This is a genomic window from Streptomyces sp. ISL-96 (assembly GCF_018614035.1).
In the GTDB taxonomy this organism is placed as follows: domain Bacteria; phylum Actinomycetota; class Actinomycetes; order Streptomycetales; family Streptomycetaceae; genus Streptomyces.
Window position 1 is genome coordinate 91,024 of sequence record NZ_JAGGPA010000032.1, and the last position, 15,818, is coordinate 106,841.

Genomic DNA, 15,818 nt, shown 5'->3' on the forward strand with positions numbered 1-15,818 from the left:
ACTGACCGGCCCGCAGCTGCGACTCGGTCACCGACCGTCGGGCGCGACCGCGCTGATCCGGCCGTCCACCACGGGCACGACCACATAGTCATACTCATGCACATGGCGGCCGGTACGCGTGCCGGGCTCGAAGTCCCAGCGTGTGACGCGCACTTGCTCGTCTTCGTGCTGCACGCTCGCACGGGCCGTTGTCGTCATCGGTCCTCTCCTCGCAGCAGTCGAGACTGGCGGTGCGACCGACCAGACCTACGTCGCCGCCGACACACTACGCGCGGTCCTCCGGCCGCCGCAGGTCCGGAAGCCCATGGCGAACGCCCCTGACTCAGCGCTGGTAGAGGCCGACCAGTGTGCCGCTCGCCAGTTGCTGCTTGTCCACGGCCGCGTGCACGTCCGCCGCACTCGCGTCGTCGGCCAGATCCGCGGGCTCCGCGAGCGCGTAGAGGCGGAAGAAGTACCGATGAGCCTTGTCGCCGGGGGGAGGGAGCGGGCCTCCCCAGCCGGACTCGCCGAATCCGTTCATCAGGGGCTGCCCGCCGTCGGGCGTCTGTCCGGCCTCCACGCCGGTGCTCGCGGGGTTGATGCCCGTGACGAGCCAGTGCACGAAGGTCCCGCTCGGCGCGTCGGGGTCCTCACACAGCAACAGCAGCTCCGACGTGCCGTCCGGCACTCCGGACCAGGACAGGTCGGGGGAGACGTTTTCGCCTTCCATGGCGTAGCGGCGCGGGATGAGCGCCCCGTCGTTGAATGCGGAACTCTTGAGTTCGATACCAGCCATGCGGAAGTGGTACCCCGCAGCGGTGTGGCTCTGCCGAGCCGGTCGGCAAGATGCACCGAGTGGCGCAGTCGCTCACTGCGCGTTCATTGCGCGACAAGCACGGCCACCCCGGTGATCCGTCCCGCCCCCAGGTCCTCCAGGGCGTGGTCGGCCAGCCGCATGGGATAGGTCGTCACCCGCACCGTGGGGCGCAGTTTCGTCACTTCGGTGAGGTACGCCCGGCCGTCCTCGCGGGTGTTCGCGGTGACACTGCGTACGGTCCGTTCCTGGAACAGGTGGCGGGCGTACTCCAGCGGCGGGATGGAGCTCAGGTGGATCCCGGCGATCGCGAGCGTGCCGCCCCGGTCCAGCGCCGCCAGCGCGACCGGCACCAGGTCCCCGGCCGGGGCGAAGAGGATCGCGGAGTCCAGCGGCTGCGGGGGCGCGTCGGCTCCGGCGGACGCCGCCCCCAGTTCCAGGGCCAGTCGCCGCGCCGTCGATGAGCGGGTGACGACGTGGACATCGGCTCCGCGGGCGATGGCGAGCTGGGCGGTCAGGTGCGCCGAGGCTCCGAATCCGTAGATGCCCAGCCGGCCGCCCGGCGGCAGGTCGGCCCGCCGAAGTGCCCGGTAGCCGATGATCCCCGCACACAGCAGGGGAGCGGCTTCTTCGTCGCTCCACCCCTCGGGCAGCCGGTAGGCGAACCGGGCGTCGACGATGATGTGGCCGGCGAATCCGCCGTCGATGTCCCAGCCGGTGTAGCGCGAGCCGGGGCACAGGTTCTCCCGTCCCGTCCGGCAGTAACGGCATTGCCCGCAGGTTCCCGCCAGCCAGGCCGCCCCCACCCGGTCACCGACGCGGAACCCATGCCCGTCGGCGGGCCCGCACGCGACCACCTCCCCGACCACCTCGTGGCCCGGCGTGCAGTGCGGTCTGCGAGGGGCCAGGTCTCCCTCGGCCAGGTGCAGATCGGTCCGGCATACCCCGCAGACGCGCACACGCACCAACAACTCGTACGGGCCGGGCTCCGGAATCCCACGCTCCACGAGCCGCAGCGGTGCGGACGCGATCGGCCCAGGGCGCTTGACCACCCAGGCGGATGTGGTCGTACGCCCTGACTCTCCGGCCTCTGGTTTCACGGGCCCGTCGGAGGTCCGGCGACCGCTACCTGGGCGGGACGCAGGAGGTGGTCGCCGACCCGGTGCCCGGGGCGCAGGATCTCGGTACAGACGGGGCGTTCCAGCGTGTCGGAATCGCTGTACGACACGGCCTCGTGCACGAACGGATCAAAGGGGTCGCCCGCCGTCCCGAACGGCTCCAGGCCCAGTGCGGCCAGTTCGGACCACAGCACCTCGGCGACGCGCTCGAAGCCGCCCTCCACCTCGCCCTGCTCGTCGGCCTCCGCCAGGGCGTCGAGCACGGGCAGCAGCCGGGCGAGTACGTTGGCCACGGCGATCTCGCGGACCGCCAGACGGTCGCGGCGTACCCGCTTGCGGTAGTTGTCGTACTCGGCCTTCACCCGCTGAAGGTCGGCCGTGCGCTCCCGCAGTTGTGCACGCAGCGCCTCCTCACGGGACGGCTGAGGTACGAGGTCGGTCCCGCTCCGGCCGGCCGACACCCGTTCAGCCCGTTCAGCCCGTTCAGCCCGCTCAGCCCGCTCAGCCCGTTCAGTCCGCTCGGCCTGCTCCTCGCGCCGGGCGGCGCCACGGGTCGGAAGCGAATCCTGGGAGCCGCGCCTTCGCCCGTTCCGGACCATCTCCAGCGACGGCACACCGGGGTGGCCGCGACCGTCGGTCGGGCGATTCATCCCGCGCCTCCCTGCTGCTTGTCGTCGTCGACGATCTCCGCGTCGACGACGTCCTCCTCCGCGCCGCTCTCCGCGCGCGCCCCGCTCTCGCCGGCGCCGCCCGTGGCCCCACCGGAGCCCTGCGCCTGTCCTTGCGCCTGGGCGTTGGCGTACATGGCCTGGCCGAGCTTCTGGGAGACGGCCGCGACCCTCTCCATGGCCGAGCGGATCTCGGCGGTGTCCTCACCCTTGAGCTTTTCCTTCAGCTCGGTGACGGCGGTCTCGACCTCGCTCTTCACATCACCGGGAACCTTGTCCTCGTTGTCCTTGAGGAACTTCTCCGTCTGGTAGACGAGCTGCTCGGCCTGGTTGCGCGTCTCGGCGGCCTCGCGGCGCCTGTGGTCCTCCTCCGCGTACTGCTCCGCGTCACGGACCATCCGTTCGATGTCGTCCTTCGGCAGCGCCGAGCCACCGGTGACGGTCATCCGCTGCTCCCTGCCGGTGCCCAGGTCCTTGGCGGCCACATGCATGATGCCGTTGGCGTCGATGTCGAACGTCACCTCGATCTGCGGGACACCGCGCGGGGCCGGCGGCAGACCGGTCAGCTCGAACATGCCGAGCTTCTTGTTGTACGCCGCGATCTCACGCTCACCCTGGAACACCTGGATCTGCACGGACGGCTGGTTGTCCTCGGCCGTCGTGAAGATCTCCGAGCGCTTGGTCGGGATCGTCGTGTTGCGCTCGATGAGCTTCGTCATGATGCCGCCCTTGGTCTCGATACCGAGAGACAGCGGCGTGACATCGAGCAGCAGAACGTCCTTGACCTCACCCTTCAGCACACCGGCCTGGAGCGCGGCGCCGAGGGCGACGACCTCGTCGGGGTTGACGCCCTTGTGCGGCTCCTTGCCGGTGAGTTCCTTGACCAGCTCGGTCACGGCAGGCATACGGGTCGAACCGCCCACCAGGATCACGTGGTTGATGTCGGACAGCTTGATCTTCGCGTCCTTGACCGCGTTGTGGAACGGGGCCTTGCACCGCTCCAGAAGGTCGGCGGTCAGCTGCTGGAACTGCGAGCGCGTGAGCTTCTCGTCCAGGTGCAGCGGGCCCTCGGCCGACGCACTCAGGTAGGGCAGGTTGATCGTGGTCTCGGTCGCGGCCGACAGCTCGATCTTGGCCCGCTCGGCGGCCTCGCGCAGCCGCTGCGTGGCCATCTTGTCCTTGGACAGGTCGATGCCGTACGCGTTCTTGAACTGCTTGGCCAGGTGATCCACGATCCGCTGGTCCCAGTCGTCACCACCCAGGTGAGTGTCTCCGTTGGTGGCCTTCACCTCGACCACACCCTCACCGATCTCCAGCAGCGATACGTCGAACGTGCCGCCACCGAGGTCGAACACGAGGATGGTCTGGTCGTTCTCCTTGTCGAGGCCATAGGCGAGCGCCGCGGCCGTCGGCTCGTTGATGATCCGCAGCACCTTCAGGCCGGCGATCTCCCCGGCCTCCTTCGTCGCTGTGCGCTGCGAGTCGTTGAAGTACGCCGGAACCGTGATGACCGCGTCCGTCACGTCCTCGCCGAGATAGGCCTCGGCGTCGCGCTTGAGCTTCTGCAGGACCCGCGCGGAGATCTCCTGCGCGGTGTAGCGCTTGCCGTCGATGTCCCCGTGTCCCGGGAAACGCCACTGCGCCTCGCCGACGTGGCGCTTCACCGATCGTACGGTGCGTTCGATGTTGGTCACGGCCTGCCGCTTGGCGATCTCACCCACCAGCACCTCACCGCTCTTCGCGAAACCGACCACCGACGGGGTGGTCCGGGCGCCTTCGGTGTTGGTGATGACCGTGGGCTCGCCGCCCTCCAGCACGCAGACCACAGAGTTCGTCGTACCGAGGTCGATACCCACTGCACGTGCCATTGCCTTCTCCTCACCCTGCGCTCCACTTCCACGGCGGCGCGCCATGCCCGGGCGGAGCCGCGTGCGTCGTCGTTTTCATGGTCACACGTCGGTGGCCAGATGGCTCGGGGCTGGCCCTCGCGCCCACCTCCAACCGCTCTGACCTGCGGAGATGGAGGAACTTTCTTCAAAACCTTGGATAGAACGCACCGACGCGATTGTCAAGATATTCACGGGTGGACAGGACAGCCGGTCAGGGGTTTCTCTGGATGAACAACCCGTCCGCCTTTCCGAGGGGGCGCCGTGAACGACACGATCCAGGTCGGCGTTCACGCCACCGGACCCGACAGCTGCCGGATCACCGTGGCGGGGGACCTCGATGTCGTCGGCGCGCCGGATGTCAGGGAGGCCCTTCAGGCTGCCGTGGCCACGCGTCGGCGGGTCCTGGTGGACTGTGCGGGACTGACCTTCTGCGACTGCTCGGGGTTGAACGCGCTGCTGGCCGCGGCCCGTACGGCGAAAGCGAACGGAACCGAGCTGCGGCTGTGCGCCGTACCGCGCGCGCTGGCCCGGCTCCTGCGGCTGTCCCATACCGGCAGCGCGTTCACCATCGAGAACCAGCAGGCGGGCGTCGACGCATGACGGGCCGTTCGAGCCCTGCGAAGCCGCGAGCAGGCAGGCTTCAGCGCCCTTGCGCCGAGCCAGGTCACCGATCGCCGGGAACGTAGGTGCCGTGGCCATGGCCGTGATCGAGCACATCGCCAGATCGTCCTGAGCGGCCGGCCCCGCCTCAGGTGACCGCGCTCAGGGTGTCCGCCAGCCGGCGGTGGGCGGCGCGGGCGGCCGGCAGGGTGGCGAGCGCGGCCGCGCCCAGTACGGCCGCAGCGCCCAGCAGGAGCAGCAGCCACGGCGACGGGGTCTGGGCGATACCCGCGCCGATGCCGCTCGACCGGCCCTGGGCGTCGATCAGCAGGCGGGCGAGCGGCACTCCCAGAGCCGCCCCGACGACGGCGGCGGCCAGTGTGGTGCCGGCGACGGCCGTCACCGTGACGGCGGTGATCTGGCGCGGTGACAGTCCGACGGCCTTCAGCGCCAGCAGGTCCCGCTCGCCCTCCCGTACGCTGCCGCCGATCACCGTCGACAGTTCGGTCAGCCCGATGAGGGCGAGTACGGCGATCAGTCCGAGTACGACGCCGCGCAGCGGGGCCGGACCCCCGGCCGGGTTGGTCACTTCGCGGATGTCCAGCCGGCCGTCCGAGGCCCCGGTCAGCGCCGCGGCGACGGCGTGCGGGTCCGCGCCCGGGCGCAACTGGAGCTGATAGAGCGCCGGCCGGAGCCCGGGGTCGTTCTCACGCAGGGTGTCGAGCGACGTCGAGATGACGCGGCCGGCGTTCTCCGGCTCGATGCTCCGGCCGACGATGTGCAGGATCTGCGGGCGCCCGCCGACCGTCATCCGTATCCAGTCACCGACCTGTACGTCCAGCAGGTCCAGCAGCCCCTGCCCGGCCACCGCCTCGTCGGGCCCCTGCGCCGTCCGGCCCGCCGCCAGCGTGAACGGATACGGCTCCTCGCGGGTACCGAGACCGCGCAGCGCGATCGTCCCGGTCTGGCCCGGTACCAGCGCCGCCACCTCCACGCCCGGGTGGGCGGCCAGGACCCGGTCGTCGGCTTCGAGCAGGGCGCGTGCCTCACGGTCGTCGAGTCCCCTGTCCGCGCGGGCCGTGAGCGCCGCCGTGAGACCGAGCTGTTCGGGTTCGCTCTCGAACCGCTCGACGGTCGTCCACGCGCTGAGGGCGACCGTGATCAGCACCAGCGGCAGGGCGAGGCGCGCGATCGTGGCCATCGAGCGGGGACTGCGGGTGAACGTCCGGTGCAGACCGAGGACGAGGGCCGGCGGCAGCCGCAGCCCCAGCGCCCTGCGGGCCGGACCGGAGAGCCGGCGCCCGGCGGGACCCGCCGACCGCATCATCGGTACGGGCGAAACCCGGCCTGCCCGCCAGGCGGCGAGACACGTGGTGGCGCCGATGAACAGCACCGCGCCGGCCGGCACCGCGAGCAGCGCCGCGGCATGGCCGGGCAGTCCCTGCCACACCCCGACCGCGTCGCCGAGCCTGCCCGGGATGCCGCTGCCGAGCGTCTCGATGAGTACGGTCGCCAGCACGGCGCCCAGCAGCGCGAACGCCACATGCTGGGCGAGGAAGACACGTACCACCTGGCCGGGCGTGAAGCCGATCGCCTTCAGTACGGAAATGTCCCGCAGATGACCCCGGATCCGGGTGCTGATCGCGCCGAACACGGCCAGCGCCGCGGCGAGAAGGGCGCCCAGCCCGAAGAGTCCGAGGACCTGGCCGAGCAGCCGGGTGTCGCCCTGCGCCTCGGCGCGCGCCTGCTGCCAGCTGGAGACCTGGGTGACGGCCCCGGCCCCGAGCTCGGTGACGGATCGCTGTACGGCGTAGTCCGTGTCGCCGGGGTCGCTCAGCCGCAGCCCCACGACCTGCCCGGTGCGCTCGCCGACCCGTTCCACGACCGACGACAACGCCCACACCGTGCCGGACCGTTCACCCGGGCTGTACCGCGGCTCGGCATGGTTCGCGACACCGAGCACCGTCAGGGGGCGCGGGCTCCCCGGGAGCGTAAGCCTGTCGCCGGTTTCCACCCACAGGGCGCGGGCGAGATCCCTCTCCAGTACGACGCCGTCCGGCGTGCCGGGGTCCAGCCACCGCCCGGAATCCAGCAGTGGACGCCCGGTGGTGGGCGGGGTGTCATCGGCGCCGCGGAGTTCGACGGTCGCCCGGGTCCCGCGCGACTCCACCGTGGCGGACGCGGTGCGGTAGGGGCCCGACACGGATTCGACGCCGTCCAGCGCGGCGAGCCGGGCCGCGTCGGCGGACGGGCCGGTGTGGATCCACAGGTGAGCGCCGTTGGCCCTGCTGAAGACGCGCTGCCAGGGGTTGGTGGCGTAACCGAACAGCGCGGTGGCGAGCAGCAGTGAGGCGACGATTCCGGCGGTGGCGAGGACGATGAAGAGCGCTTCACCGCGATGCGTCCGCAGATCGGCGTGCGCCCAGCGCAGGGTGGCTCGCACGGCTCAGTCCTTCAGTTCGAGCACGGAGGATATGCCCGTACCCGGCAAGCCCGCGTCGTCGTCGAGCTCCGCGTCGTCGGCGATCCGGCCGTCGTAGAAGCTGATCACGCGATCCGCCGCGCTGGCGAGCCGCGCGTCATGGGTCACCAGGACGATCGTCTGGCCGCGCTGGTGGAAGCGGGTCAGCAGCCGCATCACCTCACGGGTGCCCTTGCTGTCGAGGCTGCCCGCCGGCTCGTCGGCGAGCAGCAGCCCGGGGTGGTTGACCAGCGCCCGCGCCAGAGCGACGCGCTGCTGCTCACCGCCGGACAGTTCGCCCGGCATGCTGCGCGCCTTGCCCTGAAGACCCAGCTCCGCCAGCAGGCTCTCGCGCTCGGCGCGGGCCCGCTTGGGGGACGTACCGGCGAGCAGGGCGGGCAGCTCCACATTGTCGGCGACGGTCAGGTTCGACACGAGGTTGAAGAACTGGAAGACGATGCCGATCCGGCGGCGGCGCTCCACCGCCCAGCGGGCCTCGCTGTAGGAATCGGTGCACGCGCCGTCCAGCCAGACGCTGCCGCTGTCCGGCCGCTGGAGCCCGCCGAGCAGATGCAGCATGGTGGACTTCCCGGCGCCCGACGGCCCGGTGACGGCGACGAACTCACCCTGCCGTACGGAGAGATCCACACCGCGCACGGCACGGACCGGCGCGCCCTCGCCGTGGTGGGTCTTGACCAGGCCCTCTGCGCGCAGAGCGGGAACGGGGGTGTCGCTCATTCCAGCTCCTCCTGGCAGCGTTCCAGCCAGTCGAGGTCGGCCTGCAGATGCAGAATGGCGCCCTCGACGAGCAGATGGGCGATGGGGTTTTCCCGGTTGTCGGCGGCGGCCAGTTTCGACAGATTGCGCATGGTGTTCAGATACTGACGGCGCTGCTTGTTGATCAGCGCGATCTGGTCGGCGAGGCCGGTCCGGGGAGCGAGGGCGAGCTTCATGAAGAAGTCGTCCCGCACCCGGGGCTCGTCCGAGGTCTCCTCGAACCAGGCCTGCAGCGCTTCCCGCCCGGCATCCGTGAGCCGGTAGACCTTCTTGTTGGGCCGGCTCGACTGGGCGACTTCTTCGCCCTCGATCAGGCCCGACTTCTCCAGCCGCCCCAGAGTCACATAGATCTGGCCGACGTTCGGCTGAGGGTACTCGGCGCCCAGTAGTTGCTCAAGGTCCTGTTTCAGTTCGTAACCATGGGCCGGTCCGCGCGCGAGGAGAGCCAGGAGGGGCAGCCGCACTCGTGCTCTCCTCCTTCGCGTCCTTGGCTTCGTCTGCATGCTTGTTGCGCAGTGATTCCGGCCGCGGTTCGCAGTGTGGTCCGGATCGCCTCGTCATTCTGCCGCAGGCCCTAGTATCGCCCATGCCTAACGGGTATACATGGCCCGTCACGCCGAGGGTGCTCGGCGCCGGTGTACAGGGAGGAACCTATGCGGTGGATACGTGCCGCCGGTAGGGGCCTGCTGGTCGCCGCGGTCGTCGTGGCCGGATCCGTCCCATCAGTCCCGGACGCGCCCGGTGGCGGGGCGCGCGACGACGGGCGTGGCCCGATGACCCTCGCCACGGCCGGTGACCTCACGGACTACCTCGGCCCGCTGCTGGACGGCTGGAACCGTACGCATCCGGACGAGAAGGTCACCCTCGTCGAGCTCCCCGACTCCGCCGACGAGACCCACGCGCAGATGGTCACCGGGCTGCGTTCCGGCCGGGGCCGGTTCGACATCCTCAACATCGACGTCGCCTGGACCCCGGAGTTCGCCGCCGCCGGATGGATCTCCCCGCTCGACCCAGGCCGCTTCCCTCTGAAGGGCTTCCTGCCGCCGGTGGTGGGCACGGCGACGTACGACGACAAGCTTTACGCCGTTCCGTACGTCACGAACGCCGGGATGCTCTTCTACCGCAAGGACATCCTGGACCGGGAGGGCGAACGGCCCCCGCGCACCTGGCAGGAGCTGGAAAGCCAGGCGCGCGCCATCGCCCCGAAGCACGGGCTCGGCGGTTACGCCGGTCAGTTCCTGCCGTACGAAGGGCTGACCGTCAACGCGGCCGAGGCGGTGTACTCGGCGGGCGGCAGCATCCTCGGCGACGAGGGCGAGCGCGTCACCGTGGACTCGGCCGGCGCCCGGGACGGGCTCGGCTTCCTCGCGCGTGGTGTGCGCGACGGGTGGATCCCGCGCGAAGCGCTGACGTACAAGGAGGAGGAGTCCCGAGAGGCGTTCCAGAACGGCCGGCTGCTCTTCCTGCGCAACTGGCCGTACGCCTACGCGGGTATCTCCGGCAAGGACTCCGAAGTCGCGGGGAAGTTCGGCGCGGTGCCGCTGCCGGGCGCCGACGGGCCGGGCACGAGTGTGCTCGGCGGCTCGAATCTCGCGGTCAACGCGCATGCCCGGCACCCGGAGTCGGCGGCCGATCTGATCGCGTATCTGACCAGCGAACCGGTGCAGCGCAAGGTACTCACCGAAGGCGCGTTGCCGCCTGTGCTGGCCGGTCTGTACGGGGATGCCGAGCTGGTACGGAAATATCCGTATCTGCCGGCCCTGCGTACGAGTGTGCTCGCGGCCGCGCCGCGCCCCAAGAGCCCGCGCTACGACCAGGTGAGCCTGGCGGTGCAGGCCGTCGTACACGACGCGATGACGCAGCATCAGTCGCCGGCGGCGGCTGTGCGCAGGCTGGCCGGGGAACTGGCCGCCATCGCGCGCCGCCAGGGCTGACCCCGACCACCTAGTTACGTGTTAGGTAGAGGGCCCGGTCTGTGAACGCGCCTAGGTCAGGGTCAAATACGGGCATAATCCCCCAACTTCGAGGCGCTTTCTGTTCAGTCGTTGACACCCTCTCGTCACACCTACTTAACATGCATGCATAACAGCGCGGCTCACCTCTTCTGGTCTCCGGCCGCGCGCACCCCTTCACGTAGAAAACAGGTCAACGGGTGATGCTCAAATGGTGGCGCGACGCGGTGATGTACCAGGTGTACGTCCGTAGCTTTCTGGACAGCACCGGGGACGGCATCGGCGACCTCGCCGGCGTCCGCGCGGGACTGCCGTACCTCAAGAAACTCGGGGTCGACGGCATCTGGCTGAGCCCGTTCTACCCCTCGCCCCAGCACGACCACGGCTACGACGTCGCCGACTACTGCGACGTCGACCCGGTCTTCGGAGACCTCGGCGAGTTCGACCGGCTCGTCACCGGCGCGCGGCGGCTCGGCATCAAGGTGCTGCTCGACATCGTCCCCAACCACTGCTCCAGCGAGCACCCGTGGTTCCGCGAGGCGCTCCACTCGGGGCGCGGCAGCGCGGCGCGCGCCCGCTTCCACTTCGCCGAGGGGCGCGGCCAGGGCGGCGAGGAGCCGCCCAACAACTGGCACGCGATGTTCGGTGGCCCCGCCTGGAGCCGGGTCACCGAGCCGGACGGCAGCCCCGGCCAGTGGTACCTGCACATGTTCACGCCCGAGCAGCCGGACCTGAACTGGCGCAACCCCGAGGTCGGGGCCCACTTCGACCACGTACTGCGCTTCTGGCTCGACCGTGGCGTCGACGGCTTCCGCATCGACGTGGCCGCCGGACTCTTCAAGCACCCCGAACTGCCCGACTCGCCGGACCCCGAGGCCGACGCCCGCACCCGCGACTCCGTCAACCCGCTTGCCTGGAACCAGCCCGAAGTGCACGACGTGTGGCGGCACTGGCGGTCGGTGTGCGAGGAGTACACCGGGCGCGACGGCCGGGAGCGGCTGCTGGTCGGCGAGGTGTCCGTACCGACGACCCGCGAACACGCCCTGTACGTACGCCCCGACGAACTGCACCAGGCCTTCTTCTTCGACCTGCTCAGCGCCCCCTGGGACGCCGACCACTTCCGCAAGGTCGTCTCCGAGGCCATGCAGGACATCGCCGGCACCGGCTCCACCGTCACCTGGGTGCTCAACAACCACGACCAGGTCCGCACCGTCACCCGTTACGGCGAACACGGCACCGAGGGCAGCGGCCTCGGCACCGCCCGCGCCCGCGCCGCCGCACTGCTGATGCTCGCGCTGCCCGGCGCGGCGTACCTCTACCAGGGCGAGGAACTGGGCCTGGCCGAAGTGCTCGACCTGCCCGACGAGGTGCTCACCGACCCGATCTTCCGCCGCACCGGAAGCCGGGCCCGGATACGCGACGGCTGCCGGGTGCCGCTGCCGTGGTCGGGCCACGCCTCCCCGTTCGGCTTCAGCGCGGACGCCGTGGACGTCAAGCCGTGGCTGCCGCAGCCGGACTGGTTCGGCGAGCACGCCACCGACCGCGCGCTCGCCGACACCAGCTCCTTCTGGCACCTCTACCGCGACGGGCTTCAGCTGCGCCACAGCCTGCCGCAGCTCGGCGAAGGCACCTTGCGCTGGCTGGACAGCGCACCCGGAGTGCTGTCCTTCGTCCGCGGCGACGGCCTGGTCTGCGCCGTCAACTTCGGGACCGCCCCGGTACCCGCCCCCGTCCCCGGAGCCCCTCTGCTGGCCAGCGGGCCCTGCCCGGCCGGCCTGCTGCCCGGATCCACCGCCGCCTGGTGGGTCAGCGACAACACCTCCCACAACGCCGACACCGACACCGACACCGACGACTCGATGGGACTTTCACGATGACGACGCAACGACGCACCACCACCACGCTCGCGTGCTGCACGGCCCTCGTCCTCGCGCTCGGCGCGACCGCCTGCGGCGGCGGCCCCGTCACCACCGCGGGCGGCGGCGACAAGGCACTGGACGGCCAGACGATCACCGTCGCCGGTGTCTGGTCGGGCACCGAGCAGAAGAACTTCCAGAAGGTGCTCGACGCCTTCACCGAGAAGACCGGCGCCAAGACCCGGTTCGTGTCCACCGGGGACAACGTCTCCACCGTCGTCGGCAGCAAGATCGAGGGCGGCAACGCCCCCGACGTGGTGATGGTGCCTCAGGTCGGCGTACTCCAGCAGTTCGCGAAGAACGACTGGCTCGAGCCGCTCTCCCGTACGACCGAGGAGTCCGTCGACACCAACTACGCCAGTGTGTGGAAGAAGTACGGCAGCGTCGGCGACGACTTCTACGGCCTGTACTTCAAGGCCGCCCACAAGTCGACCGTCTGGTACAGCCCCGACGCCCTCGACCAGGCCGGCGTCAAGCCGCCTACGACGTACGCCGAGATGCTGAAGTCCGGTCGTACCGTGTCGGATTCGGGCCTGTCCGCCTTCTCGGTCGCCGGTGAGGACGGCTGGACGCTCACCGACTGGTTCGAGAACATCTACCTCTCCCAGGCGGGCCCCGAGAAGTACGACCAGCTCGCCGCCCACAAGATCAAGTGGACCGACCCCACCGTCGTGAAGGCGCTGACCACCCTCGGCAAGCTCTTCTCCGACAAGCAACTGATCAACGGAGGCCAGAAGGGCGCCCTGAGCACCGACTTCCCCGGCTCGGTCGAGAAGGTCTTCGGCCCCGAGCCCGAGGCCGGGATGGTGTACGAGGGCGACTTCGTCGCGGGCATAGCGAAGGACCAGTTCGGCAAGAAGCCCGGTGAGGGCGTCTCCTTCTTCCCCTTCCCCGCGGTCGAGGGCGGCGAGGCACCGGTGGTCAGCGGCGGCGACGCGGCGGTCGTCCTGAAGGACGGCAAGAACCAGAAGGCCGCCATGAAGTTCCTCGAATACCTGGCGAGCCCCGAGTCGGCCGCCGTCTGGGCCGGGGCGGGCGGCTTCCTGTCCCCGAACAAGAAGGTCGAACCCGCCGCCTACGGTGACGACACCACCCGGAAGATCGCCAAGTCCCTTACGGACGCCGGCGATTCGGTCCGGTTCGACATGTCCGACCAGGCCCCGGCGTCCTTCGGCGGCACCAAGGGCACCGGCGAGTGGAAGATCCTCCAGGACTTCCTGCGCGACCCGTCCAACCCGCGCGCCACCGCGAGCCGGCTGGAAGACGCGGCAGCCAAGTCGTACGAAGGCTGAGGGACCGTCATGACCACGGTCACCGCATCAGGCACAACGGCGGGACCCGGCACAGCGAAGGACCCCCGGTCCAACGACAAGCACAACAAGCACAACAGGCATACGGACCACCGGCGTCGCGCCCGGCGGCGCATGCGGATCGTCGCCGTGGCGTTCGTACTGCCCGCGCTGCTCCTGCTCGGCGCACTCGTCGTCTACCCCGTCCTCTTCTCGGTCGGCCGCAGCTTCTTCGACGCTTCGGGCACCCGGTTCGTCGGCGGCGAGAACTACTCCGAGATGTTCCGCGACCCGGCCACACTCACGGCCATCCGTAACAGCACCATCTGGGTGGTCGTCGCTCCGACCCTGCTCACCGGGCTCGGACTCATCCTCGCCGTGCTCGTGGAGAAGGTCCGCTGGGCCACCGCGTTCAAACTGCTGCTTTTCATGCCGATGGCCGTGTCCTTCCTCGCCGCGGGCATCATCTTCCGGCTGGCGTACGAGGAGGACCCCGACAAGGGCGTACTCAACGCGACGGTGGTCGGCGTGCACGACGCCTTCGAGGGCGCCTCCTCCTACCCGACCGCCCGCGCCCGTGACGGGCAGGGCCTGGCCAGGGCAGCCGACGGTTCGTACGGTACGGATCGAGCGGCGTCCCCAGGCAGTACGGTCAACCTCGGGCTCGTCGGTGTACAGCCCAAAGAGCTTCCCGCCGGGGCGAAGAACGCGCTCCCCGGCGCCACCCAGCAGGCGGGCCGCGACGAACTGCGCGGAGTCGTCTACCTGGACTTCGCGCCGGGCGGCGGCGGCAAGCAGGGCACGGTCGACAAGACCGAGAGCGGACTGCCGCAGATGCGGGTCGAGGCCGTACGGGACGAAAAGACGGTAGCCACCGCCACCACCGCGGCCGACGGCTCCTACCGGTTCCAGGATCTGGCGCCGGGTTCGTACACCGTACGGCTGCCGGCGGCGAACTTCGCCCAGCCCTACGAAGGCATCTCGTGGCTCGGGCCGGCGCTCGTCACCCCGGCCATCATCGGCGCGTACCTGTGGATCTGGACCGGCTTCGCCATGGTGCTCATCGGCGCCGGGCTGTCCACCCTGCCGCGCGACACGCTCGAAGCGGCCCGGATGGACGGCGCCAACGAGTGGCAGGTCTTCCGCAAGATCACCGTGCCGCTGCTCGCGCCGGTGCTGACCGTGGTGTTCGTGACCCTGGTGATCAACGTGATGAAGGTCTTCGACCTCGTGTACATCATCGCGCCGGGACCGGTGCAGGAGGACGCCACCGTACTGGCCACCCAGATGTGGCTGGTCTCCTTCGGCGGCGGCAACAACCAGGGCCTCGGCAGCGCGCTTGGCGTCCTGCTTCTCCTCCTGGTGATCCCCGCCATGGTCTTCAACGTCCGCCGCTTCCGCAGGAGCCAGTCATGAGCGCGGCCACCGCCACCGTCCCCGCGAAGGAGCAAAGGCCGGCCCCAGCCCCCATGCGCAGGCGACCGGCCGGGCGGCTGAGGGGGTGGCTGGGCAACGGCGTGGTCCAGGCGTTCCTCGTCGTCGTCAGCCTCGTCTGGGTCACCCCGCTCGCCGGGCTCTTCCTCTCCTCGATGCGTACGACGCAGGACAACTCGGCGAGCGGCTGGTGGACGGTCCTGACCAGCCCGGGACAGTTGTCCTTCGACAACTACTCCACTCTGCTCGGCAACGCGGGCATCACCCACGCGTTCTGGAACACCGTGCTGATCTCGGTGCCCACCACCACCCTCGTCGTGGTGATCGCCGCACTCGCCGGATACGCCTTCGCCTGGCTGGAGTTCCCGGGCAGGGACTGGCTGTTCCTGCTGGTGGTCGCGCTGCTGGTGGTGCCGGTGCAGGTAGGGCTGCTGCCGGTGGCGAAACTCTTCGGCCAGCTGGGTCTGTTCGGCACGATCCCGGGCGTGGTGCTCTTCCACGTGGCCTACGGGCTGCCCTTCGCCATCTTCCTGCTGCGCAACTACTTCGCCGAGATACCGCGCGAAATGCTCGAAGCCGCCCGGATGGACGGCGGCAGCGAATGGCGGATCTTCACCCGGCTCGTCCTGCCGGTGGGCCGCCCGGCCATCGCCAGCCTGGCGATCTTCCAGTTCCTGTGGGTGTGGAACGACATGCTGGTGGCGCTGCTGTTCGCCGACAGCTCCGCGCAGCCGCTCACGGTGGAACTGCAGTCGCAGATCCGCCAGTTCGGCAGCAACATGGACGTGCTGGCGCCCGGTGCCTTTCTCTCGCTGATCGTGCCCGTGGCGGTCTTCTTCGCCTTCCAGCGGCACTTCGTGCAAGGGGTGATGGCCGGCTCCGTCAAGTGACGCGGTGACGCGGATACGCCCCTGGCCCCGG

At 70.0% G+C, this 15,818-nt stretch carries 14 protein-coding genes; 6 read left to right on the forward strand and 8 right to left on the reverse strand.

Annotation, left to right across the window (positions count from 1 at the left end; all coding sequences use genetic code 11):
- Positions 1–27: 27 nt before the first annotated feature.
- From J7E96_RS21305 to dnaK, 5 genes are all read right to left on the reverse strand, one after another.
- Positions 28–198, reverse strand: coding sequence for a hypothetical protein (locus J7E96_RS21305; protein ID WP_215133252.1), 171 nt, complete (start codon positions 196–198; stop codon positions 28–30).
- Between the two features lie 124 nt (positions 199–322).
- Positions 323–775, reverse strand: a complete 453-nt coding sequence (locus J7E96_RS21310; protein ID WP_215133253.1) for a YbhB/YbcL family Raf kinase inhibitor-like protein — start codon at positions 773–775, stop codon at positions 323–325.
- Between the two features lie 83 nt (positions 776–858).
- Positions 859–1,845, reverse strand: coding sequence for a zinc-dependent alcohol dehydrogenase family protein (locus J7E96_RS21315; protein WP_308296066.1), 987 nt, complete (start codon positions 1,843–1,845; stop codon positions 859–861).
- Positions 1,846–1,889: 44 nt separating this feature from the next.
- Positions 1,890–2,561 (reverse strand): nucleotide exchange factor GrpE, encoded by a 672-nt coding sequence (gene grpE, locus J7E96_RS21320; protein ID WP_215133255.1) that lies wholly within the window; start codon positions 2,559–2,561, stop codon positions 1,890–1,892.
- Positions 2,558–4,447, reverse strand: a complete 1,890-nt coding sequence (gene dnaK / locus J7E96_RS21325) for a molecular chaperone DnaK (protein WP_215133256.1) — start codon at positions 4,445–4,447, stop codon at positions 2,558–2,560. The genes grpE and dnaK overlap by 4 nt, the downstream gene beginning before the upstream one ends.
- 282 nt (positions 4,448–4,729) lie before the next feature.
- Here dnaK and J7E96_RS21330 point away from each other — a divergent pair, with 282 nt between their 5' ends.
- Positions 4,730–5,068, forward strand: coding sequence for an STAS domain-containing protein (locus J7E96_RS21330; protein WP_215133257.1), 339 nt, complete (start codon positions 4,730–4,732; stop codon positions 5,066–5,068).
- Between the two features lie 148 nt (positions 5,069–5,216).
- Here the strand turns inward: J7E96_RS21330 and J7E96_RS21335 are convergent, their stop codons facing one another.
- Genes J7E96_RS21335 through J7E96_RS21345 form a run of 3 tightly spaced genes read right to left on the reverse strand, consistent with a single transcriptional unit; the run spans position 5,217 to position 8,770 of the window.
- Complete coding sequence (locus J7E96_RS21335) at positions 5,217–7,511, reverse strand: FtsX-like permease family protein (RefSeq protein ID WP_215133258.1); 2,295 nt, start codon at positions 7,509–7,511, stop codon at positions 5,217–5,219.
- Between the two features lie 3 nt (positions 7,512–7,514).
- A complete protein-coding gene (locus J7E96_RS21340) occupies positions 7,515–8,267 on the reverse strand; it encodes an ABC transporter ATP-binding protein (protein WP_215133259.1) in 753 nt (250 codons plus the stop codon).
- Positions 8,264–8,770: a PadR family transcriptional regulator gene (locus tag J7E96_RS21345; RefSeq protein ID WP_215133260.1), complete on the reverse strand. Its 507-nt coding sequence runs from the start codon at positions 8,768–8,770 to the stop codon at positions 8,264–8,266. Before J7E96_RS21345 ends, J7E96_RS21340 begins: the two co-directional genes overlap by 4 nt.
- Positions 8,771–8,959: 189 nt before the next feature.
- Between J7E96_RS21345 and J7E96_RS21350 the strand changes: the two genes are divergently transcribed.
- The 5 genes from J7E96_RS21350 (at position 8,960) to J7E96_RS21370 (ending at position 15,787) form a co-directional block, all read left to right on the forward strand.
- On the forward strand, positions 8,960–10,240 hold the full coding sequence (locus tag J7E96_RS21350) for an ABC transporter substrate-binding protein (protein ID WP_215133261.1): 1,281 nt from the start codon (positions 8,960–8,962) through the stop codon (positions 10,238–10,240).
- A gap of 221 nt (positions 10,241–10,461) precedes the next feature.
- Positions 10,462–12,135, forward strand: a complete 1,674-nt coding sequence (locus J7E96_RS21355) for a glycoside hydrolase family 13 protein (RefSeq protein WP_215133262.1) — start codon at positions 10,462–10,464, stop codon at positions 12,133–12,135.
- Positions 12,132–13,466: an ABC transporter substrate-binding protein gene (locus J7E96_RS21360; protein WP_215133263.1), complete on the forward strand. Its 1,335-nt coding sequence runs from the start codon at positions 12,132–12,134 to the stop codon at positions 13,464–13,466. The genes J7E96_RS21355 and J7E96_RS21360 overlap by 4 nt, the downstream gene beginning before the upstream one ends.
- A gap of 132 nt (positions 13,467–13,598) precedes the next feature.
- A complete protein-coding gene (locus J7E96_RS21365; RefSeq protein ID WP_251070233.1) occupies positions 13,599–14,879 on the forward strand; it encodes a carbohydrate ABC transporter permease in 1,281 nt (426 codons plus the stop codon).
- Positions 14,880–14,932: 53 nt separating this feature from the next.
- Positions 14,933–15,787, forward strand: coding sequence for a carbohydrate ABC transporter permease (locus J7E96_RS21370; protein ID WP_215133274.1), 855 nt, complete (start codon positions 14,933–14,935; stop codon positions 15,785–15,787).
- Positions 15,788–15,818: the final 31 nt, after the last annotated feature.